Below are 25,796 nucleotides of genomic sequence, written 5' to 3'. Positions count from 1 at the left end.
GATGAAACCCGCTTCCGACAGCCGTGACAGCTACCGCCACTTCCTGCGCATCCCGACGCGCTGGATGGACAACGACGTGTACGGCCACGTCAACAACGTCAACTACTACAGCTACTTCGACACTGTGGTGAACGAGTACCTGATGCGCAAAGGCGTGCTCGACTACGAGCGCGGCGAAACCATCGGACTGGTGGTGGAAACCCACTGCAACTACTTCCGCTCCATCGCCTTCCCGGACGTGATCGACGCCGGCCTGCGCGTGGCGCGCCTCGGTTCGTCCAGCGTGCGCTACGAGATAGGCCTGTTCCGCGAGGGCGAGGACGAAGCCGCCGCGCAGGGGCATTTCGTGCATGTCTACGTGGACCGCGAATCGCGCCGACCGAAACCGCTGTCGGAAGCGCTGCGCGCGGTGCTCGATCCGCTGGTGGTGATCCAGGAGTGACGCGTAGGTTAGTGCTGAACGCAGTGAAGCCCAACGATGGCGATGTTGGGCTTCGCGTTGCTCAGCGCCAACCTACGGTGGGCATCGGCGTGGCCCGTTCAGATCGCCAGTTCGATCAGGAACGGTCCCGGGCATGCGTTGGCCATGGCGAACAGCTCGTTGAAACGATCCGTGCTCCCGGCGCGGGCGGCTTGCATGCCCATGCCTTCGGCCAGCCGCACCCAGTCGAGGTCCGGGTTGCCGATGTCGAGCATGTCCATGGCGGTCTTGCCCGCACTGGCGCCGACGCTGGCCAGTTCGTGCTGGAGGATCGCGTACTTGCGGTTGGCCAGGATCACCACGGTCACGTCGAGGCGTTCGCGGGCCATCGACCAGAGCGCCTGCGGGGTGTACATGCCGGAGCCGTCGGCCTGCAGCGCGACCACGCGCCTGTCGGGGGCCGCCACCGCCGCGCCGAGGGCCATCGGCAGGCCCGCGCCGATGGCGCCGCCGGTGTTCTGCAGCCAGTCGTGTGGCGCCGCGTGGACGGTTCCCGGATAAAAGGCGCGGCCGAAGGTGGCGGACTCATCGACCACGATGGCGTCGTCGGGCATCAGGGCCGCGAGCGAACGGGCAACGGATTCGGAGGTCAGCGGGCCGCTGCCCGGCTGGAGTTCGCCGTCGAATCGCGGCGGCTCCACGACCGGTGCACCCAGTTCATCGGCCAGACGTGCCAGCGCATCGGCGAGGTCTTCCTCGGGACGGGCCAGCACATGGATCACCGCATCGTCCGGATAGGGCAGCGACGACTTGCCGGGGTAGGCGAAGAAGTTAGCCGGTGACGGTGCCCCGACCAGGATGATGTTGGCGATGCCGGCCAGACGGGCGCGCGCCGCGTCGCCGAAGTAGGGCATGCGTTCGATGGAGAAGCGCCCACGACCGCGCGAGACGCGGGCGTTGAAGACGACGGAGAGCAGTTGTGCGTCGGTGGCGGCGGAAATCCGGTAGGCGTCGGCGAGCGCTGCCTGCTCCAGCGCGCTATCGGCGAGCAGCAGCAGGGTCGGCTGGCCGGAGCGCAGCACGCGGGCGGCTTTCGACACGGCATCCGGCGCGACTTTGGGCGTGGGAGTCGGCGCCAGCGGTGCGGCCACCACGCCACCGGCATCCCAGCACACGTCGGAGGGCAGGATCAGGCTGGCGATTCCGCCCGGCGCCGCGCAGGCGGCCTGCACGGCGGCCGCCGCGGCAGTGCCGACGCTGGCGGAGCTGGTGGCGGTGCGGGTCCATACCGATACCGGCCGCGCCCAGCCTTCGGTATCGGCGGTCAGCGGCGCGTCGTACGGACGGTGGTAGGTTGCCTGGTCGCCGACGATGTTGACGATCGGCGTATTGCCCCGGCGTGCGTTGTGCAGGTTGGCCAGGCCATTGGCGAGGCCCGGGCCGCAGTGCAGCAGGGTGGCGGCGGGTTTGCCGGCGATGCGCGCGTAGCCGTCGGCGGCGCCGGTCACCACGCCTTCGAACAGGCCGAGCACGCAGCGCATGCCGGGGATGCGGTCGAGGGCGGCGACGAAGTGCATCTCGCTGGTGCCGGGGTTGGCGAAGCAGGTGTCCACGCCGCAGGCGAGCAGGGTCTTGACCAGGCTTTCGGCGCCGTTGATGTCGTTCATGTCGATTCCTTGGAAGTGCATGGCGGGTTTCACCCGCCCTACGGCCGGAGTGGCGGGTAGGGCGGGTGCAACCCGCCATTTCGTCAATGGCTGGCGGAGCGCAGGATACGGGCGGGAATCGCGATCAGCAGGAGCAGCGCGCCCGCGACCAGCACCATGGCGATCATGTCGAAGGCCAGGTACAGGCTGCCGGTGGCCGACTTGATCGCGCCGACCGCGCCCTGGCTGACCACTCCGGCGAAGTTGCCGATGCTGCTGATGATGGCGATGCCGGCCACCGCGCGGGTCGGTGTGAGAAACGCCGGGGGAATGGTCCAGAACAGCGACAGGGCGGAAAGCCCGGCGGAGGCGGCGATACCGATGACCACCAGCGAAGCCACCAGTTGCCCCTGGGTGAAGCCGAGCAGTGCGAAGCAGGCCGCGCTTACCAGCATGGCACCGGCTACGTGCCAGCGGCGCTCGTGGCGCTTGTCCGAGCTGAGCCCGAGCAGGTACATGCCGGCCAGCGCGGCGGTGAAGGGCAAGGCGGAGACCAGGCCGATCAGCTTGATGTCGTCCAGTCCCAGGCCGCGGATCAGCGTGGGCAGCCAGTAGATGACGGTGTTGGTGCCGCAGTAGATGGAGAAGTACACCAGTCCGGCGATATAGACGCGTGGATCACGGAATGCATCGACGAGGCGCTCGCTGGTGCCGTGGGACTTCTGCTCGGCGGCGATATCGGTGGTGATCGCCTGCTTCTCCGCATCGCTCAGCCAGCCCGCCTGATCCGGCCGGTCGGTCAGCCAGAACCAGCCGAACACGCCGAGCACCACGGCCGGCGCGCCGGTGAGGATGAACAGCGCCTGCCAGTCCTGCAGACCGATCCAGCCGTCCAGGTGGGCCATGATGGTGCCCGACAGCGGGCCGCAGATCATGCCGGCAACCACCGCCGCCATCATGAAGGACGCCGTGATGCGGCCGCGCAGGGCGGAGGGGAACCAGTAGGTCAGGTAGAGGATCACGCCGGGGAAGAAGCCAGCTTCGGCGATGCCGAGCAGAAAGCGCGCGGCGATCAACTGGCCGGGCGTGGTGACGAGGGCGGTGGCCATGGTGATCAGACCCCACAGCACCATGATCCGGGTCAGGGTGGCGCGGGCGCCGACCCGCTGCATGTACAGGTTGCTCGGAACTTCGAACAGCAGGTAGGCCAGGTAGAAGGCGCCGACGCCCAGCCCGTAGGCGGCGTCGCTGAGGGCGATGTCCTCGGCCATGCGCAGCTTGGCGAAGGAGATGTTGATGCGGTCGATGCCGTTGATCAGCAGCGCCAGGAAGAGGAACGGCATCAGCCGCCAGACCGCCTTGCGGTAGACACTCGCTGCCGTTGCCGGCGAGTCGTGGAGAACGGTGGAGCCGTACTGCTGGGGAGTGGAACTCATGTGAATCGTCCTGCGGGTAACCGGATTGTTGTGCTTGTAGTGGTTGAACCGTGGGCGGCGGGCTGCGGCCCGAAAGCCGCAGCCCCTCATGCTTCAGTCGATACGCACGTCCTTGATCGACTGCATGTCGATCACGAAGCGGTACTTCACGTCGTTCTTCTGCATGCGTTCGAAGGCGCTGTTGATGTCCTGGATGGCGATCATTTCGCAGCTCGGCAGGACGTTGTGCTCGGCGCAGAAGTCCAGCAGTTCCTGAGTCGCCTGCAGGCCGCCGAACAGCGAGCCGGCGATGGAGCGGTTGTTGCGCATCAGCAGGCCGCCGTGGATCGGCTCCAGCGGTTCGATGGCGCCGACCAGCACCAGTTGGCCGTTGCGGCCCAGCAGCATCAGGTAGGGGTTGAGGTTGTGCCGGGTCGGGATGGTGTCGAGGATGAAGTCGAAGCGATTGAACGCCGACTGCATGGCCTGCGGGTCGGTGGACAGCAGCACGTGGTGGGCGCCGAGGTCGCGGGCGTCATCGGCCTTGCCCGGCGAGGTGGTGATCACCGTGACTTCGGCACCCAGCGCAGCCGCCAGCTTCACACCCATGTGACCGAGGCCGCCGAGGCCGACCACCGCGACCTTCGAGCCCTTGCCGATGCCGAAGCGGCGCATCGGGTTCCACACGGTGATGCCGGCGCACAGCAGCGGCGAGGCGAAGCGCAGGTCCAGGCTGGCCGGCACGCGCAGGACGAACTTCTCGCGCACCACGATGGAGTCGGAGTAGCCGCCGTAGGTCAGGTCGCCGGTCTGGCGGTCCTTGCCGTTGTAGGTCGGCGTCATGCCCGCGCAGAACTGTTCCTGGTGATCCTCGCAGGGTGCGCAATGCTGGCAGCTGTCGACCATGCAGCCGACGGCGACGCTATCGCCGACCTTGTAGCGGGTCACGCCGGCGCCGACCGCGGTGACGTGGCCGACGATCTCGTGGCCGGGCACGCAGGGGAACACGGTGCTGTTCCAGTCGTTGTGCACGAAGTGCAGGTCCGAATGGCAGACGCCGCAATAGGCGATGGAAATGGCGACGTCGTCGTCGCGCAGGGCGCGGCGCTCGATGCGCAGCGGGGAAAGCTTGCCGTGGGCCTCATGGGCGCCGAATCCGATGCAGGTGGTCATGCTTGCATTACCTCAGGCGGGTCGAATGAAGTCCCCCGACGCAACGGCCGGGGGCTGGAATCTGGTCCATGGGCTCACCGCATCGGCGGTGCGAAAGCGGCATCTGGCGGGACGACAGGACGACATGCCTCCGCCCGGAAATCAGGTGCGGACCGTCTGTCCAGTGTATGGAGCGCGACAGCGCATTCGTTCCGGATTCCGGGGAAACGGTTTTGAAATTAACTAATTGAATATAAAGGGGAAGTTTAACTTTTTCTGGCGTTGCAGGGCGTGCCTTCCGGGTTTGTCCGGAAGGTGATTGCCAGGAGCGTCGAGCCGCAGGAGCAACTGTCTTGCCGCCGATGATGCTTTTGTAGGAGCGAGCTCTGCTCGCGAAGCTTTTTGCTTTGCCGGTGTTCGCGAGCAGAGCTCGCTCCTACAGGAATTTGCTCCGCAGCCGACTGTAGGAGCGGGCCATGCCCGCGAATCGCGGCCATGGGCCGCTCCTACGGTTCGCTCGTGCCGAACGTAGGCGTAGGGTGGACAACGCTCTGCTTGTCCACCGTTGCCCCGTGCGGATGGTGGAAATGCTTCGCGATTTCCACCCTACGCTCTGGGCCAGAACCCGCGTAGGTTGGTGCTGAACGCAGTGAAGCCCAACGATGGCGATGTTGGGCTTCGCGTTGCTCAGCGCCAACCTACGGTGGGCATTGCAGCCCGTAGGTGCGGGCAATCAGCGGCCGAAGGCGCTGTCCGGGATGTCCATCAGGTTGGCGCTGCCGCTTTCGATCAGTGCCCGATGCTGGTTGGCGCGTGGCAGCAGGCGCTGCATGAAGAAGCGGGCGGTCTCGCGTTTGCCGATGTAGAAGTCGACATCGCTGTTGCCGGCGGCCAGCTCGCCTTCGGCGATGGCGGCGGCGCGCAGCCAGTAGTAGCCGAGCAGGGTGTAGCCGGCGAGCATCAGGTAATCGAAGGCGCCGGCGCCGATCAGGTTGGCGTCATCCTTCTGCGCGACTTTCAGCCAGCCGGTCAGCTCGCGCCAGGTCGCCACTTGCCGGGCCAGTTGCTGCGCCAGTTCGCGCGGGGCCTTGCAGTCGGCGCAGAAGCTGTCCATCTCGTCGAGCAGTGCATTCAGCTCGGCGCCGTCGTCCGCCAGCACCTTGCGGGTCAGCAGGTCGATGCCCTGGATGCTGTTGGTGCCTTCGTAGATGGCGGTGATGCGCACGTCGCGGGAAATCTGTTCCATGCCCCATTCGCGGATGAAGCCGTGGCCGCCGAACACCTGCACACCGAGCTGCGCCGCCTCGATGCCGGCCTCGGTGAGGAAGCCCTTGGCGATCGGCGTGAGCAGCGCCAGGCGTCGCGCGGCGGCGTTCTTGGTGGTCTCCGTGGCACCGTGGTGGAGCTGGTCGACCAGTTGCGCGCAGGCCAGGTTGAGCATGCGGCCACCCTCGGCGTAGGCCTTCTGGGTCAGCAGCATGCGGCGCACGTCGGCGTGGCCGATGATCGGGTCGGCCGGCTGCTCCGGCTTCAGGCGCGGCTCGGCGCGCATCTGCACGCGCTCGCGGGCATAGCGCAGGGCGCCCTGGAAGCTCGCCTCGCAATGTCCCTGGCCCTGCTGGGCGACTGCCAGGCGCGATTCGTTGATGAAGGTGAACATCGCGCTCATGCCGCGGTTGGCCTCGCCGAGCAGATAGCCGGTGGCGCCGTCGAAGTTCATCACGCAGGTGGCGTTGCCGTGGATGCCCATCTTGTGCTCGATGGAGCCGCAGCTCACGCCGTTGCGCTCGCCGAGGCTGCCGTCGGCATTGACCATGACCTTCGGCACGGCGAACAGCGAGATGCCCTTGACCCCGGCCGGCGCGCCTTCGATGCGGGCCAGCACCAGGTGGACGATGTTCTCGGTGATGTCGTGCTCGCCGGCGGAAATGAAGATCTTGCTGCCGCTGATCCGGTAGCTGCCATCGGCTTCAGGCACGGCGCGGGTGCGCAGCAGGCCGAGGTCGGAGCCGCAATGGGCTTCGGTCAGGCACATGGTGCCGCTCCAGCGGCCCTCGATCAGCGGCGGCAGGAAGCATGCGCGCAGATCGTCCGTGCCATGGGCGTCGATGGTGCTGACCGCGCCGCTGCTCAGGGAGGCGTACATGGCCCAGGCATGGTTCGCACTGAACAGCATTTCGTTGATGGCGCTGGCGAGCGACCCCGGCAGACCCTGGCCGCCGAATGCCGCAGGCTTCTCCAGGGCGGCCCAGCCGTTTTCGGCGAACTGGTGGTAGGCGGCGGCGAAGCCGGGCGGAGTGGTGACCTTGCCGTCCTGCCAGTGGCAGCCGTGCTCGTCGCCGACCCGGTTGAGCGGCGCCAGGACCTCTTCGGCGAAGCGCGCGCCTTCTTCGAGAATGGCGTTCAGCGTATCGCCGTCCACCGCCTCGCAGCCTTGCAACTGCTGGTAGTGGCCCGGCAGGTCGAGCAGTTCATGGATGACGAAGCGCAGGTCGCGCACGGGGGCCTGGTAGGCGGGCATACCGAATTCCTTGCGGGTGAGATGTGCCGCTTTTTTAGCAGTTGCAGGGGGCGGCTGCGTCCTACCCGGGGGTGGATTTGCGGGTGGAGACAGGTGGAGCAGCAGGTGGATTCAGTCCAGCAGGTTCAATGTGCGGGCAGCCTGCAGTGCGGCGTCGCGGTCGCTGGCATTGAGTTTGCGGAACAGGTTGTTGATGTGCGTCTTCACCGTGCTGAGGCTGATGTACAGGCCGTCGGCGATCTGCTGGTTGCCCTGGCCGCGGGCCATGCGGCGCAGCACGTCCTGCTCGCGCGGGGTCAGGGGTTCCAACTGGCGCTGGACGTCGCGCGGGACGTTGGGCGACAGGCCCTGCAGCACCGTGGCGAGTCGCTCGCGCGGCGGCAGCGGCTGGTCGAGGTCGTACTGGCGGCGTGCCTGCGGGGTGACCAACAGGCGGAACAGTTCGCCGAGTTCGCCACCCTCGAACTGCAGCAACTGGCCGTAGCCGTCCCGGGCCGCCAGTTGCAGGGCCTGCTCCAGGCTGGCCAGGGCGGCGGCGCGATCGCCCTTGTCCTGATGCAGGGCGGCATCCAGCAGGTGCAGGTCCAGTTGCAGTTGGTGGTTGTCTTCCGCCTGAGCCAGTTCGCGCAGGTTGAGGGCGATCTGTTCGGCGCTGCCCTGCTGGCCGAGGTGCCGTTGCACCCAGGCGTACGCCAGCCATTCCTCGGGTTGCAGTTCGGCGCCGTAGTGCCGCCGGCACCAGTGCCACTCTTCCAGCCAGGCGAGGATGTAGTCGCTGTCGGATTCCCGCACTGCCAGCCGCGCGCGCCAGGCGCCGACCTGGCGGTACAGGGCGAACAGCTTGAACTGGCGGGCCAGGCGCCGGGCCTCGTCCCAGCGGGCACGAGCCTGGGCCAGTTCGCCCTGGGCGGCATGCCGGCAGGCCTGGTGGTGGAGCACCCAGGGCAGGCCGGCGCAATGCGGGAAATCCAGTGCCAGCGCTTCGGCCAGGCTGAAGCAGTGCGCGGCCTGCGCCGGACGGTTGCGCAGTAGCAGGACCTGGCCCTGGCCGAGGTGCTGGAAGAGGTCGTAGAAGTTGCGTGGCGCGCCGCTGGGCCGCGGCTGGCCGAGGGCGAGGAAGCGCTGCTCGGCCAGGTCGATCAGGCCCAGCGCCAGTTCGATCTGCCCCAGCAGCAGTTGCAGCATGTTGGTGTAGCCGACGAAGCCCAGCGCTTCGAGCTCGGCCAGGGCACGCGTGGCGTCCTCACGGGCGCGATGCAGCCGGCCGAGGGCGAACAGGCAGGACGCGCGGTTGAAACGCAGCACGGCGGTCGCGGCACTGGCTTGCGGGTACTGGCGCAGGGTGCGGTCCACCAGGTTCAGGCCGTGGCTGAAGTTTCCGCCGAGGGCGGCCAGGCGGCTGCGCAGGAAGCCAAGGGTCTGGTGCACGCGCTCCGGGCGCCGGCCCGGTGTCTCGCGCCGCCGCACCAGGCGGTCCAGGCGGCGCAGGCAGCGGCTGGCATGGGAAACGTCGTTGGTGACGATCACCGTGCTGGCTTCGGTGACTGCCAGGGTGAAATGGTCGGCGGCATCCTCGCCCGGCAGGTCGGCGAGGAAGTCGACGATGGCGTTGACCTCGCCCTCGCGCAGCAGGTCGAAACTGTGCCGCTCGATGGCGGCCAGCAGGCGGTTGAAGTCACGGGCGCGGCCCAGCTGGTAGACCGCTTCGGTGTAGTGGTGGCGCTCCATCAGCCAGTCGGCGGCCTGCCGGTGCAACTGGCTGACCCGTCCGGGATCGCGCTGGCGCAACGACTGGTAGAGAGTGCGGCGCAGCAGGGGATGGAGACGGTAGACCAGGCGTTCGTCGCCGCGCTGCTGGATGAACAGGTCGCGGTTCTGCAACTGGCGGATCAGCAGGGGCGTGTTGTCCGTGCCGCTCAGGCTGGCGGCGAGGTCGGCATCGAAGGCCCTGACCACGGCCACCCGTTCGAGGAAATGCAGCAACGGCGCCGACAGCGGGCGCAGCACCTCCTCGCGGAAGTAGCCGGCCACGTGCTCGAAGGTCTGCTGGGCCAGCAGGCGCAATGCCTCCCGCCTTGAGGTGTCCGGGTAACCCTGTTCCGCGCGCAGGGCCAGGGCGAAGAGAATCCCGCTGATCCAGCCTTCGCTGCCGGAGCGCATTACATAGGCCAGGTCGCTGTCCAGTACCTGCCCGCGCACCTGCCCCAGTTCGAGGATTTCCTCGCTGCCCAGCGCCAGTTCGAGCGCATCCACGGTCTGCAGCCGCTGGTCGCGGCGCAGGTGGTTGAGCGGCAGGGCGGGCTCCCCTTCGCAGGCGGCGAGCAGGTGCAGATTGCCCGGCGAGTGCTGGAGCAGTTCTTCCAGGTAACGGCAGGCCGGGCCGGATCGCAGCAGGTGGAGGTCGTCGAGGATCAGGGTGAAGCGGCTCTGCAATCCCTCCAGATGACCGACGATGGCGGCCCACAAGCAGTCCACGTTCACCGGAGGCTGCGGCGCCGGCAGGCCGAGCGCGTGGTGCAGGTGCAGGATCAGGGCGAGCGGCTGGTTGTCGCCGCTGTCCAGCCGATACCAGGCCCACGGCGATTCCAGGCCCGCGGCGTACTGGGCCAGCAGCGTGCTCTTGCCATAGCCCAGCGGCGCCCGGACCAGACTCAACAGCACGTCGCGCTGCGGCGCCTCGCGCAGACGCTGAAGCAGCGCCGGGCGAGCAAGGGTCGCCACAGGCAGGCGCGGAGGACGGAACTTGTTGAGCTTGAGGACTGGTCGGTTCATCGCGGATTGGCGCAGATATCGTCGGAAAATGGGGCCGGTTTGTCTGGGCGTTGCCATCCGGAACGTTCGGAATCGCACCGGGGTCCATTACCGGCAAAAGCACAAGACAGTAGCGCCTGTTTAACACAACCGCTTCGCCGGTTGACCCACGCCTTATAGGGGGATGGACCGGGTGGGGTGGCGGTCGATAGTCATTTTCGACACTTCCCTACAACCACTGCAGCACATCCTTCTTCGCCATCTCCTCCCTGAACAGCTCGATCGTCCGCTGGCAAACCGGCGACAGGTAGCCCTGGGCGCGGGTGACGATTCCAACGCAACGATCCAGTTCGAGTTCCTTCGGAGCCAGGTCGATGGCCGCCAGGCCGGTGCCGAGGAAACCCTTTCCGTGACGTGCCAGTGTCAGCAGCCGGGTTCCCTCGACCAGTTGGTAGAGAATCTCGCTGCTGAAGTCGGCCTCGGCGCGCAATGCGGGTGGAGGCAGTCCGCGCTGGCGGAAGGCCGCTTCCAGCATCTGCCGAACCGTCATGTGTCCGGCGGGCAATAGCCATTCCTCGCCCTGGAGATCGGCGAGAGTCACCTGCCGTCGCGCGACCAGGGGATGGCCCGGGTCCGCGGCGACCACCAGGCGATCTTCATACAGCGGCTGCATGGCGAATTCGCGGTTCGAATCCGGTATCGGCACGAACGCCATGTCCAGCTCGCCGGCGTCCAGCGCTTCCAGCAGTTCCCTGGCCATGCGACAGCGCAGGCGCAGCCGGGCTGCCGGGCGTTCGCGCATGAGCCGGCGGCAGGCGGCGACGACCAGGGTATCGGGGAAAGTGGGGGAGTAGCCGAGCCGCACGACGCCCTGTTCGCCAGTGCTGATGCAGCGCATCTCGGCGAGCGCATCGTCGAAGTCGCGGCTCAGGTGCTTCGCCCGCTCCAGAAACAGCTCGCCAGCCTGGGTGGCGCGCATGCCTTGCGGAAGGCGTTCGAACAGCTGGATGCCCAGTTGCTGCTCGACCCGCCGCACGGCCTTGGTCAGCGCGGGCTGGCTGATGCCCAGCGCATCGGCGGCCTTGCCGATGGTTCCTTGCTGCTGGATGCAGACCACGTATTCGAGATCGCGAGTGTCCATGGCATTCCACTTGGTTATGAGATTGGCGCTTATGGTTCATTGCGCTTATGCCTGACGTTCTCACAGACTGGAGCCTCACCACAAGAATCGCGGACAGCCGGGGGCGTGCCCCGCACTGGCCCGGAAGGACACAACAACAATGAACATCCCACCGATATCCATCATCGTGCCTGCCCCTTGCAAACGAGTTGCCGCCGCCTGCCTGCTGCTCACGACCCTTGGCCTGCAACCCGCGTTCGCGGTGGACGGCGCGGGCGTCATGCAGGGCTTTCCGCCGGCGGCCGAGCAGCGTGTGACCAAGGCCAACGCCTTCCGCATGCCCTATCTGCGCTGGGCCGTCAGCCATGCGCGGGAGCTGTCGCCCACGCGCAATGTCGCCCGGGCGGAGTCGCCGCTGGCGCTGCCGGGTGGTGAGTCGCGCGACCTGAGCATCCTGGCCTTTCCCGTTGGCAAGCAGTCGATGACGCTTGCCCGCTACCTGAATGAGACCGACACCGACGGCTTCCTCGTCCTGCACAAGGGGGAGGTGGTCTACGAGCGTTACTTCGAGCGCTTCTCCGCAGGCCAGCCACACATCTGGGCCTCGATGACCAAGTCGGTCACCGGCCTGCTCGCCGCCCAGCTCGTCTCCGAGGGACGGCTGGACCCGCAGGCCAGGCTGTCCCGCTATGTGCCGGAGCTGGCCGGCACGCCGTTCGGCGATGCCAGCGTCCAGCAGAACCTCGATATGGAAGTTGCCGTCAGCTATCCCAGCGATGTGCCGCCGGATATCGGGCTGTTCGCCGCGACCGGGATTTTCCCGCGCAAGCCCGGCATGCCGGGCACCATCTACGACTTCCTCAAGGTGGTGCGCAGTGTGCCGGGGCAGTCCGGAGAGCCACTGTTCTTCTACCAGAACGGCTCCCCGGAGGCGGTCGCCTGGGCCATCAGCCGGATCACCGGCCAGAGCTGGAGCAGCCTGGTGTCGGAGCGGATCTGGTCGCGCTTTGCCGCGGACGATGCCGACATGCTGGTGGACGAGCAGGGTATCGAAATGGCCAGCGGCGGGTTGAGCAGCAGCCTGCGCGATACGGGACGTTTCGCCGAGGCGGTGCGTCTTGCCCTGGCCAGCGAGGATCGGCAGGACTCGTTCGTCCGCGCCGTGCAGTCGGGCCTCGCTCCCCATGACAACCGCGCCCTGGTCGCCGCCAGCGGCAAGGCCAGGGGGCGGGACGGCTACTCCTACCGCAACTACTGGTACCAGAAGAACGACGGCGATGGTTCGGTGGAGGCGGCCGGGCGTTTCGGCCAGAAGATCTACATTAACCCAGCCCGCGAACTGGTGATCGTCAAGCTCGCCTCCGCCGCCGACATGCAGCCGCGCGCCACCCAGGCCGGGGCCGGCGCGGCGCCTGCATTGCGTCCGAGCGATTCCCAGGAAGCCTTCAACGCCATGGTCAGCGCCGTGCTCAAGGCCATTCCCGGGTAATCCAGCGGCCAGACCACTCCCAACACCCGATCCCACCACACGCCCACGCCTTGCCGGAGTGGGGCGACCGCGCTCGCGCCGGAATCGGGCTCCCAGTACCTCACATAGCAACTCACATAAAAACAAGCATGAGGGCAGCATCATGATTCACCGACAGACCCGCCGTGAGCGGCTTGCACGGGCCGCGGCGGCTCTTTCTCCCCTGGCCCTGGCCGTGTCGCTGGGCGCCGAAGCCGGCGAGTTCCAATGGGGCGAGATCGGCGGCCGCGTCAATGGCAGCCTCAGCGTCGGCGCCATCTGGAATGCCGAAAAGCCGGACAGCGACAACATCTTCCAGGGCAACGCCAACAGCATCGGCTATGGCTCGGCGGGCGAGTTCAACCCGAGCGGCGGGCGCACCGGCGACGACGGTCGCCTGAACTTCCGCAAGCGCAACCTGGTATCCGCGCCGGTGACGCTGCTCGGGGAAATGGAGCTGAACTGGCGCAACTACGGGGCGTTCGTCCGTGGCAAGGCCTGGTACGACTACGTCCTGGAAAACCGCGAAGTGGACTTCGGCCACTCCGCCAACGGCTACCGGGCGGACAGCAAGCTGGACGACAGTCATTTCGACGAACTGGCCCAGTTCCAGGGCGCGGCCCTGCTCGACGCCTACCTGTTCGGCGATTTCGAACTGGGCGAACACCCGCTCAATGCGCGTATCGGCAAGCAGGTGGTCAACTGGGGCGAGGGCCTGTTCTTCCAGAACGGCATCAACGCGGCCAACCCCATCGACGTGGCGGCGCTGCGCCGGCCCGGCTCGCAGGTCAAGGAAGCGCTGCTGCCGGTGCCCATGCTCTACGGCAACCTCGGCCTGACCGACAGCCTGAGCCTGGAAGCCTTCTACCAGTTGGAGTGGCGCAAGACCGTACTGGAAGGCTGCGGTACCTACTTCTCCACCAACGACTACATCCCGGACGGCTGCTTCGGTGTGCCGCGGGGCGGCGCGAACGATCCGACCAGCTTCGGCAATGACCTGATCATCCGTCGCGCTCCGGACAACGAACCATCCGATGCCGGCCAGTTCGGCGTCGCGCTGCGCTACTTCGCCGAGGAGATCGGCACCGAGTTCGGCGCCTACGCACTGAACATCCACTCGCGCACGCCCTATGCCAGCATCCGCACCGACCTGCGCCCGGCCGTGGGCGCGGGCTGGCTGCCGGGACAGCAGGCCACCAACGGGCGCTACTTCGCCGACTATCCGGAGGACATCCGCATATTCGGCCTGAGCTTCTCGACCAATCTCTGGGGCACCTCGGTGTTCGGCGAGTACAGCTACCGCCCCAACCAGCCGGTGCAACTGGCGACCGGCGACCTGATCCCCGCGTTCGCCGGCAACCCGCTGCTGACCGGCCAGGCGATCGGCCAGGACCTGACCCTCGGTCAGGACGCCATCAACGCGGCACCCGGCTCGATCTACAACGGCTACGACCGGCGCGAGATATCGCAGCTCTCGCTCGGCTTCATCAAGTCCATCCCGCAGGTGTTGGCGGCTGACAGCCTCAACCTGATCGGCGAGGCCGGGATGAAGTACGTCCACGACCTGCCCAGCCTCAGCGAGCGCCGCTACATCAAGGGCGACCTGTACGGCTCGGACCTGGCCCAGGGCAGCGCCGCCGGCTGCACGCTGGGGGCCGCGCCGCAGTACCGGAAGCTCGCCTGCAGCGCCGACGGCTACGCCAGCCGCTTCTCCTGGGGCTACCGGCTGCGCGCGCAGCTCAACTATCCGGGGCTGTTCGCCGGGATCAACGTCTCGCCCTTCGTCGCCTTCGGCCACGACGTCAAGGGCTGGTCCTACGACGGCAATTTCGTCGAGGACCGCCTGCTGGGCTCGGTCGGCGTGAAGGCCGACTACCTGCAGAACTACTCAGCCGAGTTGTCCTGGTCGGGTAGCGGCAACACCCCGTTCGGTGCCACCGACCGTGACTTCATCGCCCTCAGCCTGCGCATGGGCTTCTGAAACCGAGGTAACCGCAATGAACAAGAACCTGATTTCCGCCGCTGCGCTCGGCGGCCTGCTCGCCCTTGCCAGCGGCTCCGCCATGGCCGGCTTGAGTGCCGATGAAATCGCCCGCCTGGGGCGCGACCTGACCCCGACCGGCGCAGAGAAGGCGGGCAACGCCAGCGGCAGCATTCCGGCCTGGACCGGTGGATTGACCACTCCGCCTGCGGGATACAGCCCCGAGAAGGGCTACATCGATCCATTCGCGGACGAGAAGCCGCTGTACAGCATCACCCAGGCGAACGTGGCGCAGTACGCCGACCAGCTCAGCCCGGGCTACCGGGCGCTGCTGGCGAAGTACCCGAGCTACCACATGAACGTCTATCCCAGTCATCGCACGGCGGCCTTGCCTGCGGCCGAGTACGCGCAGATCGCCCAGGAGGCGGCCAAGGTGGAGCTGGCCAACGGCGGCAACGGCCTGCTCGGCTACCAGAAGTCCAGCGTGCCGTTCCCGGTCCCCAAATCGGGGATCGAGGTGATCTACAACCACCTCGTGCGCTACCGCGCCGGCGGCTACCAGTACTACCCAACGGAAATGGTGGTGCAGGCCAATGGCAGCTTCACCCCGGTGCGCCGCGAGGTGAAGGTGGTGATGGCCTCGGCCATGGGCAACCCGGAGTCGAATCGGCTGTTCTACTACCTGGGCAAGGTCACCTCGCCGGAAAGCGTCGCCGGCGGCCAGACGCTGATCCACGAACCGCTGGACCAGACCCGCGAGGCACGCCTGGCCTGGACCTACAACCCCGGTCAGCGCCGCGTGCTGCGCGCCCCGGAGATCGCCTACGACTCGCCGGTCAGCACCTCCGACGGGCTGCGTACCAACGATTCGCTCGACCTGTTCAACGGCGCGCCGGACAAGTACGAGTGGAAGCTGGTCGGCAAGAAGGAAATGCTGGTGCCCTACAACACCTACAAGCTCGCCGACCGTTCGCTGAAGTACAAGGACATCATCCAGGCCAGTCACCTCGACCAGGACCTGCTGCGCTACGAGCCGCACCGCGTCTGGGTGGTCGAGGCGACCCTGAAGCCCGGCGAGCGGCATATCTACGCCAAGCGGGTGTTCTACATCGACGAGGACAGCTGGAGCATCCTCGGCGCCGACCTCTACGACGGCCGCGGCGAGCTGTGGCGGGTGCAGGAAGCCCACAGCCTGCAGCGCTACGACGTGCTTTCGGCAATCCATGTCAGCGATGTCGCCTACGACCTGCAGGCGCGCCGCTACGTGGTGTACGGCCTGGAGAACGAGGAACGGACCACCCGCTTCGGCATCACCGCCAGCCTCAAGGATTTCAGTCCCGCCGCCCTGCGCCGCGCCGGACGCTGACCCGAGCAACTCCATGCCCCTTGGGGCGCGCCTCGCGGCCGCCCCCTTTTTTTCCGGAGAGATGCTCCATGAATACTCCCTTGCGTTGCGCCCTCGGGCTGCTGCTCGGGCTGGCTGCGCCGGTTTTCGCCGCGCCACCCGGCGACCGCCTGGAACGCCCCTCACGCGAAGCCGCCGACGCCCGCCAGGAACCGCTCACCGACGTGCAGCGTATTGGCGACCGGCTGGTGATGGTCGGCGCCAACGGCCACATACTTCTGCGCCATGCCGACGGCAAAGTGCAGCAGGCACAGGTGCCGGTCGACCTGCTGCTGACCGCTGTGCATTTCGTCGATGAACACAACGGCTGGGCGGTCGGCCACGACGGCGTGATCCTGCACAGCGGCGATGGCGGCCAGTCCTGGATAAAGCAACTGGATGGCGTGGCGATCAATGCGCTGATGCTGAAATGGGCCGAGGCCGAGGTGGCGCGCCTGGAAGCGGCCAGCGACGCAGACGACGAGGCGCTGGACAACGCCCTGTTCGCCCTCGACGACGCCAGGGCCGGTGCTGCATCCGGACCATCACGCCCCCTGCTGGACGTCTGGTTCCGCAACGCCCGGGAAGGCTGGGCCGTCGGCGCCTACGGCATGATCGTGCACACCGCCGACGGCGGGCAAAGCTGGGAATACCTGTCCAGCCTGGACAACCCGGAGCGCCTGCACCTCAACGCCGTGCTCGGCCTTGCCGATGGCAGTCTGCTGGTCGCAGGGGAGGGTGGCCGTCTGTACCGTTCCAGCGACGGCGGCCGGACCTGGCAGCCGGCGCAGCAACCGACCCAGGCCTCGCTGTACAAGCTGCTGCAACTGGCAGACGGCAGGCTGCTGGCCCTCGGCTTCGGCGACACTTTGTTGTCCAGCCAGGACCAGGGACAGAACTGGCAGAGCGTCGCGCTGCCGGTGCGCGCCGGTCTCTACGGCGGCGAGCAACTGGCCGACGGCAGTCTGCTGCTCGCCGGGCAGGGCGGTGTGCTGCTGGCCAGCAGGGATGGTCGGAATTTCACGCCCTGGCAGGGCAAGGGCCGGAGCGCGCTGCTCGGCGTTGCCGCTATCGACGCTGGGCAACTGGCGCTGATCGGCAGCGCGGGCCTGCAGGTCATGCCGCTGGCCGGGATCGGGGAGCAGCGCCAATGAACGCCAGCATCAATCAGGATTCCCTGCCGCAGAGCGCCGTGCAGCGCCTGGTCGGCTTCATCGAGCGGGTCCTGTTCCATAACCGCGTGGCCGTGCTGGTGTTCTTCCTGCTCGCCTCGCTGCTGCTTGGCTACAAGGCCCTGGAGCTGCGCCCGGACGCCAGCTTCACGCGGATGATTCCCACCGGCCACCCGTACATCCAGAACTACCTGAAGTTCGAGGACGTGCTGCGGCCGCAGAGCAATGTACTGCGCGTGCTGGTGGAGAACCCGAGGGGAGAAATCCTCAGCAGGGAGTTCATGGAAACCCTGCGCGAGGTGAATGACAAGGTCTTCTACATTCCCGGCGTCGACCGCGGCAACCTCAAGTCGCTGTGGACGCCCAACGCGCTCTGGACCGAGGTGACCACCGAGGGCGTGCGCGCCGGGCGCGTCATTCCCGACACCTATGACGGCAGCGCCGAATCCCTGGCCCTGGTGCGGCAGAACATCCTGCGCGCCAATATGCTGGGCAGCTTCGTGGCCAACGATTTCCGCTCGGCGATCATCCGAGTGCCGCTGCTGGAGAACGATCCGGAAACCGGCAGTCCGCTGGACTACCGCGCCTTCACCCAGAGCCTGGAGAAGGAGGTGCGCGAGCACTTCGGCGCCCGCGGCGTGAACATCCGCGTGATCGGCTTCGCCCAGATCATCGGCGACCTGATCGCCGCCGCCCGCGATATCGCCCTGTTCTTCGCCATTACCGTGGTGCTGATCAGCACGCTGCTGTATTGGTACTGCCGCTGCTGGCGCAGCACTGCGGTCACTGTGCTGACCTGCCTGCTCACCGTGGTCTGCCAGCTCGGCCTGCTCAGGCTGCTCGGCCTTGGCCTGGACCCGTACTCGATCCTGGTGCCGTTCCTGATCTTCGCCATCGGCATCAGCCATGCGGTGCAGAACATCAACCTGACGATGAGCGAAATGGGCAACGGCGCCACCCCGCTGGAGGCCTCGCAACGCACCTTCCGCGCGCTGTTCATCCCCGGCACCACGGCTCTGCTGGCCGACGCCGTCGGCTTCATCACCCTGCTGGTGATCGACATCGGGGTGATCCAGCAATTGGCGATCACCGCCAGCATCGGCGTGTTCGTCGCCATCTTCACCAAGATGTTCCTGCTGCCGGTGCTGATGTCCTATGTCGGCATTAGTCCGCGCGGCCTGCGCCAGCAGCAGAAGCGCGCACAGTCCTCGTGGCCGGTGTTTCGCCGTCTCTCGGCGGTGGTCGAACCGCGCTATGCCATCCCGCTGGTGCTCGGCAGTCTGCTGCTGCTCGGGGTTGGCTATTACGCTCGGCAGGACCTGAAGATCGGCGACCTCGATGCCGGCGCTCCGGAGTTTCGCCCCGAGGCCCGCTACAACCGGGACAACGCCTACCTGCTGGACCACTACAGCACCAGCACCGATGTGTACGTGGTGATGTTCAGGACCCCGCAGGAACAGTGCTCGCGCTTCGCCGCCGCCGACCTGGCGAACCGGCTGGAGCGGACCCTGCTGGAAGTGGATGGCGTGGAGTCGGTGCAGTCGCTGTATCGCGCCATGCGCTTCAACATCCAGGCGCGCAACGAGGGCAACCCGAAGTGGGCCGAGTTCTCCCGCGACCAGTACGTGATGAACAACGCGCGCTCCGGTGTTTCCTCGGAGCTGGTGGACCCGGATTGCAGCGTCGCGCCCATCAGCCTGTACCTGTCGGATCACAAGGCCGAGACCCTCGCCCGCGTGGCTGCCGCCGTCGAGGAATTCGCCGGCCGGCATGGCAGCGCCGACTTCCAGATACTCCAGGCGGCGGGCAACGCCGGCATCGAGGCAGCCACCAACAGCGTCATCCAGCACTCCGAGAAGCGAATGCTGGCGCTGGTGTTCGCGATCATCTCGCTGGTGGTGCTCTGGGAGTTCCGTTCGCTGAAGGTGACCGTCGCGCTGATGGCGCCGCTGTACCTGTCCACCGTGCTCTGCGAGGCGGTCATGGCGCAAATGGGCCTGGGCGTGAAGATCGCCACGCTGCCGGTGATCGCCCTCGGCGTCGGCATCGGCGTGGACTACGGCATCTACCTGTACAGCCGCATGGAGGGCTTCCTGCACCAGGGCCTGGATTTCCGCGCGGCGTTCTTCGAGGCATTGAAGACCACCGGCACCTCGGTGGCATTCACCGGCATCACCCTGGCGCTTGGCGTCGGCACCTGGGTCTTCTCCGCACTGAAGTTCCAGGCGGACATGGGCCTGCTGCTGGTGCTGCTGTTCATCTGGAACATGGTCGGCGCGCTGATCCTGCTGCCGGCTATCGCCGCCTTGCTGAGGGGCGGCCCATTCTCCACGCGACACACCATAAGGAATCCTGCATGAACACCCTCGCATCGAGCGGCGCGCGTTGTGTCGCGCTGCTGGCCGCCCTGTCGTTGCCGGCCTGGGCCCAGGCTGCCCCACAGGCGGCGACTGACGATACCTTCCTCGCCCGGCCGACGGCGGAGCGGCCGAACCAGGAACCGGCCATCCAGCGCGCCGAGCAGCAGAAGAGCAGCGCCGAGCGCCTGGGTGCCCTCAGGCAGCGCTTCGGCCAGGCACCGAATATCGTCGTGGTGCTGATGGACGACGTCGGCTGGGGCGATCTTGGCGTCTACGGCGGCGGCGCTGCCGTCGGCGCCGCCACGCCGAACCTGGACCAGCTCGCCCATTCCGGACTGCAGCTGACCAGCGCCTACTCGCAGCCGTCCTGCACCCCGACCCGCGCGACCATCATGACTGGCCAACTGCCCGTGCGTAACGGCCTGCTGCGCCCGATGCTGCCCGGCGAAGGCGCCAAGGGCCGTGGCCTCGACCCGCAGGCGACCCTGGCGCAGAAGCTCAGCGAGGCGGGCTATGTCACCCGTGCAGTCGGCAAGTGGCACCTCGGCACCTTCAAGGAAGCCCAGCCGCAGAACGTCGGCTTCGACCACTACTACGGCATCCTTACCTCGTCCGACGACTACACCGCCTGGCGCGAGCCCTGGCGCAACCCCGACCTGATCGCCGACCCGGTGCGCAAGGCCTGGGCGGCCAAGGGCGAGACCATGGCCATCGTCGAGGGCGATCGCGGCGAGGAGGCGAAACCGGTATTCCCGATCGACAACGACTCGATCCGTTTCGTCGACGAGAAACTCACCGGGCATGCGGTGCGCTTCATCGAGCAGAGCAAGGACAGCGGGAAGCCGTTCTTCCTTTATTTCGCCACCCGTGGCGCGCACAACGACAACTACCCGCACCCCGATTTCGTCGGCAAGTCGCTGGCGAAGTATCCGTACAAGGACGTGATGGTCGAACTGGACCACCGCATCGGCCAGATCCGCGATGCCCTGGAACGCAGCGGCCAGCTGGAGAACACACTGCTCTTCATCACCAGCGACAACGGCCCCTTCGCCGAAGCCTTCCCCGACACCGGCTACACGCCGTTCCGCGGCGCCAAGGGCACCAGCTACGAAGGCGGCGTGCGCGTCCCCGCCATCGCCTACTGGAAAGGCACGATCGAGGCGGGCCGCGTTTCCCCCGGCCTGTTCGACCTGACCGATCTCTACGCCACCGCGCTGGCACTGGCCGGCGCCGGCGACAGGCTGCCCGCCGACCGCTACATCGACAGCATCGACCAGTCCTCCTTCCTGCTGGCCGACAACGGCGCTTCGCGCCGGCGCACGGTGTACTACTGGGCGGGGAACGCGTTCATGGGCCTGCGCATCGCCGAGTTCAAGGTGCTGGTCCGCGACCAGGTCTACCAGCACGACGACACCTGGCCACGCAACAGCCCGTTCCAGGGCACGCTGCAGAGCTCGCTGTATGGCGGCAAGCTGTTCGACCTGCTGATCGACCCGAAGGAGGAACATGCGATGGGGCCGCTCAAGCAGCCGCACATCCCGGTCCTGCTGCAGGCCGCCAAGCAGCACGCCGCGACCTTCAAGGCCTTCGCACCGCCGGTGCCGGTGCTGATGCAATAGCGGGAGCCTTCACTTGCCTGCCGGCGATCCGCGCAGGGACGGGCGGGAGAGAGGAGCTACAGGGGACCGGGTATAATCCCGGTCCCACCACCGAGGCACCCCATGACCTGCATCAGCCGCAAGATCGACAAACTGCGTCGGCAGATTCCGAGTTTCGCCTGCAAACCCGGCTGCCACGATTGCTGTGGGCCGGTGACGGCGTCGTCCGAGGAAATGTCGCGGCTGCCGGTAAAGAGCGATGCCGAGCACGATGCGGCGCTGGCCGAGTGGAATTGCGTGCATCTGGGGCCCGACGGCTGCGAGGCCTACGAGCAGCGTCCATTGATCTGCCGGCTGTTCGGGACGACCCCGAGCATGCCCTGTCCCCAGGGGCTCGGACCTGAAACGCCCACGGAAGAGCATGTGGTGCGCCAGGTTCACGACTTGATCGCGAGCACCCGTCAGGTTCTGGTCTAGCCAATCCGGCCACCTCGACCTGGTTTTCGCTCGGCCGGCAGGCGTAAAGAAATGGGGATACCTCGCCTGCGCCTGGAACTTGTGAGGGGGACGCTGTCTACTCAGACGAGACGCCCGCCCCATCTGGCATCGGACAAGGACGGCTGGTGGGGTGGGTGGATCAGGAGATGCCTTTCGAGCAGGAGGAAGCGATGAAACTGGTCCTGGTGCTTGCCTTGATTACGTTCTTCGGCGTGAGTTGCGGTGTCGGGAAGTCGATGCATTCCAGCCCTGCGTATAGCCAGGCTGCTGTAGAACAGCTCTGGCAGTCCTGACCTGCTGTGCCTCATGAGTGGTAATCCTCAGATCAGGGCGCTCCTGCAGGCTGTCTTGCATCCGGACGTAACTACGTGGCTGTGCCACAACCCGCGTAGGTTGGTGCTGAACGCAGTGAAGCCCAACGATGGCGATGTTGGGCTTCGCGTTGCTCAGCGCCAACCTACGGTGGGCATTGCTGCCCGTAGCGGGCCAATGGCCCGGCAGGCGGGACTGAGTTCGATATCCCGTCTGCCGGTTGCGCATCTCAGAGCTTGATCAGCACCGACTTCAGCTCCGTATAGTGCTCGATCGCCGCCGCGCCCATCTCGCGGCCGACGCCGGAGAGCTTGTAGCCGCCGAAGGGCAGGGCCGGGTCGAGGGCGCTGTGGCAGTTGACCCACACCGAACCGGACTTGATGCGCGGGATCATGCGGTGCACGGCGCCGAGGTCGTTGGACCAGATGCTCGCGCCGAGGCCGTAGGGGCTGTCGTTGGCCAGGCGCACGGCGTCGTCGATGTCGTCGAAGGGCATCGCCACCAGCACCGGGCCGAAGATTTCTTCCTGCACCAGCGGGTTCTTCTGGTCGACATCGACGATCACCGTCGGCTTGACGAAGTAGCCGGGGCCGAACTGCTCGCCGCCGCAGGCGATGGTGGCGCCCTTGTCGCGGCCCAGTTCGATGTAGTCGAACACGCGCTTCTGCTGCCGGGCGGAGATCAGCGGGCCCATGTCGACGCTCGGGTCGAGGCCGTTGCCGAGTTTCATGCCGTTGGCGATGCCGGCGATGTCCGCCACCACGTTGTCGAAGTGCTTGCGCTGCACGTACAGGCGCGAGCCGGCGCAGCACACCTGGCCCTGGTTGAAGAAGATCGCCTGGGCGGCGCCGGCGGCGGCGGTGTTCAGGTCGGCGTCGGCCATGACGATGGTCGGCGATTTGCCGCCCAGCTCCAGGGTCACGCGGGTCATGTTGTCCATCGCCGCCTTGCCGATTTCCTTGCCGACCGCGGTGGAGCCGGTGAAGGTCAGCTTGTCCACCAGCGGGTGGTGGGTGAGGGCGGAGCCGGCGGTGATGCCGGTGCCGGTGACGACGTTGAACACCCCTGCCGGGTAGCCGGCTTCCAGCGCCAGTTCGGCGAGTTTCAGCGCGGACAGCGGGGTTTCGTCGGCCGGCTTGAGCACCACCGTGCAGCCGGTGGCCAGCGCCGGGCCGAGCTTCCAGCAGGCCAGCAGCAGCGGGAAGTTCCAGGCGACGATGGCGCCGACCACGCCCACCGCCTCGCGGCGGATGAAGCCGTGGAAGTCGTCATTCGGCATCAGCGGCATCGATACGTCGACGGTGGAACCTTGGATCTTGGTCGCCCAGCCGGCCATGTAGCGGAAGAAGTCGATGCCCAGCTGTACGTCCATCACCCGCGCCACGGCGGCGCTCTTGCCGTTGTTCAGGCATTCCAGCTCGGCCAGGATGTCGGCGTCGCGCTCCATCAGGTCGGCCAGCTTCAGCAGGAGGTTCTGCCGTTCGCGCGGGCGGGTGCGGCTCCAGGCGGAGTCGTCGAAGGCCTGGCGGGCAGCGCGCACGGCGCGGTCGACGTCGTCCGGGGTGCCGGCGGGCACCTGGCACAGCACCTCGCCGGTGGCGGGGTTGCGCAGGTCCATCAGGGCTCCATCGCTGGAGGAAACCCAGTCGGCGCCGATGAGCATCTTCGGAGCGCGCTGCAGGAAGGCGCCGGTCTGGGGTTTGATGGGCAGGGAAGCGAGCATCTCGAATGCCTCTTGTGGAGTTTGTCGAAACGGCTATCGCAACCGCTGTGCCAAACCCGGTCTTTCAGTTCAACTCATTGATTTATCTGGATTCGTTAGAGGTTCGCCGGGGAGGTTTCGGCGCTGCCTGTCGCACATTGCGACAGCCCTGAGACAGCCGCGGCCGGCCGCAGCGACGACAGATAGCCCCCTGAAAAAGGAACAGCCCGAGCGAGTCGGGCTGTCCTGTGGAGCGCGGTCCGGCGCTTATGCGTGGTGGATTTCGCGGTCCTTGGTTTCCGGCAGGAACAGCGTGCCGAGGATCGCCGTCATCACCGCAATCGCGATGGGGTACCACAGGCCGTAATAGATGTTGCCGGTGGCCGCCACCATGGCGAACGACACGGTGGGCAGGAAGCCGCCGAACCAGCCGTTGCCGATGTGGTAGGGCAGCGACATCGAGGTGTAGCGGATGCGCGCCGGGAACAGCTCGACCAGCCAGGCGGCGATGGGGCCGTAGACCATGGTCACGTAGATCACCAGGATCGTCAGCAGCAACAGCACGGCGATGTAGTTGGTCTTGGCGGGATCGGCCTTCTCGGGGTAGCCGGCGTCCTTCAGGGCGGTGCCGAGTTCCGCGGTGAAGGCCTCGGAACTGGCCTTGAAGTCCGCTGCCGCCATGCCGGTGCCTTCGAAGCCCGAAATCACCTTGTCGCCGATCCTGATCCGGGCCACTTCACCCGGTGCCGCGGCTTCGTTCTCGTAGGGGATCGCCTTCTTCGCCAGCAGGCTCTTGGCGATGTCGCAGGAACTGGTGAATTTGGCCTTGCCGACCGGGTCGAACTGGAACGCGCAGCGGGCCGGATCGGCGACCACGGTGACCGGGTTCTTCTCCTGGGCGGCGAACACGTCCGGGTTACCGAACTCGGTCAGCCCCTTGAAGATCGGGAAGTAGGTCAGCGCCGCGAGAATGCAGCCGGCCATGATGATCTTCTTGCGGCCGATGCGGTCCGACAGGCTGCCGAAGAAGATGAAGAACGGCGTGCCGAGCAGCAGCGAACCGGCGATCAGCAGGTTGGCCGTCTGCGGATCGATCTTCAGCATCTGCAGCAGGAAGAACAGCGCGTAGAACTGCCCGGTGTACCAGACCACCGCCTGGCCGGCCGTGCCGCCGAGCAGCGACATGATGACCACCTTGAGGTTATCCCAGCGCGCGAACGACTCGGTCAGCGGCGCCTTGGAGGCCTTGCCCTCGGCCTTGATGCGCAGGAACACCGGCGACTCGTTGAGTTGCAGGCGGATGTACACCGAGACGATCAGCAGGATCACCGAGAGCAGGAAGGGAATTCGCCAGCCCCAGGCTTCGAATGCCTCGGCGCCGAGCAGCGAGCGGCAGGCCAGGATCACCAGCAGCGACATGAACAGGCCGAGGGTCGCTGTGGTCTGGATCCAGGAAGTGAAGAAGCCGCGTTTGCCCTTGGGTGCGTGTTCCGCGACATAGGTCGCCGCGCCGCCGTACTCGCCGCCGAGCGCCAGGCCCTGCAGCAGGCGCAGGGTGATCAGGATGATCGGCGCGGCCACGCCGATGGTCGCGTAGCCGGGCAAGAGGCCGACCACCGCCGTCGATACACCCATGATCACGATGGTGATCAGGAAGGTGTGCTTGCGCCCGATCATGTCGCCGAGCCGGCCGAACACGATGGCGCCGAACGGCCGTACGGCGAAGCCGGCGGCGAAGGCGAGCAGGGCGAAGATGAAGGAGGTGGTCTCGTTCACGCCGGCGAAGAAGTGCTTCGCGATGATCGCGGCGAGCGAGCCGTAGAGATAGAAGTCATACCATTCGAATACGGTTCCGAGGGAGGAGGCGAAGATCACCTTGCGCTCTTCCTTCGTTATCCCGCGGTTGGGGGCTGTGCCCTCGTTCACGCTGTCGAGTTCCGCCATTTCTCTTCTCCGTCTTGTTATTTTGCTTGGCCGGAGTACCACCGTTACCGCACTCAGGCTGTGGGTCGGGTGTCTGTCGGATTACGGATTGCAGATTGCGGGGAGCACGAAACCAGGCCGGGCTGCTCGAAAACCTCCTGGGTTGAATTGCAGTCAGGCCTGACCAAGGCTAAAGGAAGAATAATCACCCTTTTTCGGTTATCCACCCGGAGTTGCGCCTGTACCGTGGACAACGGAGGCGTACGTGTCGTTATCGCGATGGATCTGGTGGCGTTCGGGTGGATTGCCCGATATGCCGCCGGGTGGGAAGTC

Annotated in this window: 17 protein-coding genes; 9 read left to right on the top strand and 8 right to left on the bottom strand. The window is 66.7% G+C overall.

Translation table 11 applies throughout. The features are described from left to right. Position 1: 1 nt before the first annotated feature. Complete coding sequence (locus JFY56_RS01720) at positions 2 to 442, top strand: acyl-CoA thioesterase (RefSeq protein WP_208311759.1); 441 nt, start codon at positions 2 to 4, stop codon at positions 440 to 442. A gap of 98 nt (positions 443 to 540) precedes the next feature. On the opposite strand, the gene JFY56_RS01715 is transcribed toward JFY56_RS01720, so the two are convergent. The 6 genes from JFY56_RS01715 to JFY56_RS01690 form a co-directional block, all read right to left on the bottom strand. After that, positions 541 to 2,088, bottom strand: coding sequence for an acetolactate synthase large subunit (locus tag JFY56_RS01715; protein ID WP_208311758.1), 1,548 nt, complete (start codon positions 2,086 to 2,088; stop codon positions 541 to 543). A gap of 83 nt (positions 2,089 to 2,171) precedes the next feature. Next, positions 2,172 to 3,503 carry an MFS transporter gene (locus JFY56_RS01710; protein ID WP_208311757.1) on the bottom strand — a complete coding sequence of 444 codons (1,332 nt, stop codon included), beginning with the start codon at positions 3,501 to 3,503 and terminating at the stop codon, positions 2,172 to 2,174. Positions 3,504 to 3,596: 93 nt separating this feature from the next. After that, positions 3,597 to 4,655, bottom strand: a complete 1,059-nt coding sequence (locus JFY56_RS01705) for an NAD(P)-dependent alcohol dehydrogenase (protein ID WP_208311756.1) — start codon at positions 4,653 to 4,655, stop codon at positions 3,597 to 3,599. 712 nt (positions 4,656 to 5,367) lie between these two features. After that, positions 5,368 to 7,155: an acyl-CoA dehydrogenase C-terminal domain-containing protein gene (locus JFY56_RS01700; protein WP_208311755.1), complete on the bottom strand. Its 1,788-nt coding sequence runs from the start codon at positions 7,153 to 7,155 to the stop codon at positions 5,368 to 5,370. A 111-nt stretch (positions 7,156 to 7,266) separates the two neighbouring features. After that, entirely contained in the window at positions 7,267 to 9,927 is a 2,661-nt protein-coding gene (locus JFY56_RS01695) for a LuxR C-terminal-related transcriptional regulator (RefSeq protein WP_208311754.1), read from the bottom strand. A gap of 208 nt (positions 9,928 to 10,135) precedes the next feature. Continuing rightward, positions 10,136 to 11,047, bottom strand: coding sequence for a LysR family transcriptional regulator (locus tag JFY56_RS01690; protein WP_208311753.1), 912 nt, complete (start codon positions 11,045 to 11,047; stop codon positions 10,136 to 10,138). 139 nt (positions 11,048 to 11,186) lie between these two features. On the opposite strand from JFY56_RS01690, the gene JFY56_RS01685 reads away from it, so the two are divergent. The 8 genes from JFY56_RS01685 (at position 11,187) to JFY56_RS24495 (ending at position 21,819) form a co-directional block, all read left to right on the top strand. Then, on the top strand, positions 11,187 to 12,515 hold the full coding sequence (locus JFY56_RS01685; RefSeq protein ID WP_208311752.1) for a serine hydrolase domain-containing protein: 1,329 nt from the start codon (positions 11,187 to 11,189) through the stop codon (positions 12,513 to 12,515). Between the two features lie 142 nt (positions 12,516 to 12,657). Further along, positions 12,658 to 14,514 carry a DUF1302 domain-containing protein gene (locus JFY56_RS01680; RefSeq protein WP_208311751.1) on the top strand — a complete coding sequence of 619 codons (1,857 nt, stop codon included), beginning with the start codon at positions 12,658 to 12,660 and terminating at the stop codon, positions 14,512 to 14,514. Positions 14,515 to 14,530: 16 nt separating this feature from the next. Continuing rightward, the gene (locus JFY56_RS01675) at positions 14,531 to 15,880 is read left to right on the top strand and encodes a DUF1329 domain-containing protein (RefSeq protein WP_208311750.1); all 1,350 of its coding nucleotides are present in this window, start codon (positions 14,531 to 14,533) and stop codon (positions 15,878 to 15,880) included. A 68-nt stretch (positions 15,881 to 15,948) separates the two neighbouring features. Further along, positions 15,949 to 17,052, top strand: coding sequence for a WD40/YVTN/BNR-like repeat-containing protein (locus tag JFY56_RS01670; protein WP_208311749.1), 1,104 nt, complete (start codon positions 15,949 to 15,951; stop codon positions 17,050 to 17,052). Next, positions 17,049 to 19,430, top strand: coding sequence for an efflux RND transporter permease subunit (locus JFY56_RS01665; protein WP_208311748.1), 2,382 nt, complete (start codon positions 17,049 to 17,051; stop codon positions 19,428 to 19,430). The genes JFY56_RS01670 and JFY56_RS01665 overlap by 4 nt, the downstream gene beginning before the upstream one ends. Continuing rightward, a complete protein-coding gene (locus JFY56_RS01660) occupies positions 19,427 to 21,049 on the top strand; it encodes a sulfatase-like hydrolase/transferase (RefSeq protein ID WP_208311747.1) in 1,623 nt (540 codons plus the stop codon). Before JFY56_RS01665 ends, JFY56_RS01660 begins: the two co-directional genes overlap by 4 nt. 102 nt (positions 21,050 to 21,151) lie before the next feature. Then, complete coding sequence (locus JFY56_RS01655; protein ID WP_208311746.1) at positions 21,152 to 21,505, top strand: YkgJ family cysteine cluster protein; 354 nt, start codon at positions 21,152 to 21,154, stop codon at positions 21,503 to 21,505. Between the two features lie 191 nt (positions 21,506 to 21,696). Next, positions 21,697 to 21,819 carry a hypothetical protein gene (locus JFY56_RS24495; RefSeq protein WP_268968826.1) on the top strand — a complete coding sequence of 41 codons (123 nt, stop codon included), beginning with the start codon at positions 21,697 to 21,699 and terminating at the stop codon, positions 21,817 to 21,819. 248 nt (positions 21,820 to 22,067) lie between these two features. Here JFY56_RS24495 and JFY56_RS01650 read toward each other — a convergent pair whose 3' ends face one another. Continuing rightward, positions 22,068 to 23,561 (bottom strand): aldehyde dehydrogenase family protein, encoded by a 1,494-nt coding sequence (locus JFY56_RS01650; RefSeq protein ID WP_208311745.1) that lies wholly within the window; start codon positions 23,559 to 23,561, stop codon positions 22,068 to 22,070. A gap of 246 nt (positions 23,562 to 23,807) precedes the next feature. Next, a complete protein-coding gene (locus JFY56_RS01645) occupies positions 23,808 to 25,484 on the bottom strand; it encodes an MFS transporter (RefSeq protein ID WP_208311744.1) in 1,677 nt (558 codons plus the stop codon). Positions 25,485 to 25,796 lie beyond the last annotated feature (312 nt).

Origin of the sequence: Pseudomonas schmalbachii, from assembly GCF_017589465.1 — a bacterium.
Classification (GTDB): Bacteria; Pseudomonadota; Gammaproteobacteria; order Pseudomonadales; family Pseudomonadaceae; genus Pseudomonas; species Pseudomonas schmalbachii.
This window is presented reverse-complemented; position numbering and strand designations above follow the sequence as displayed.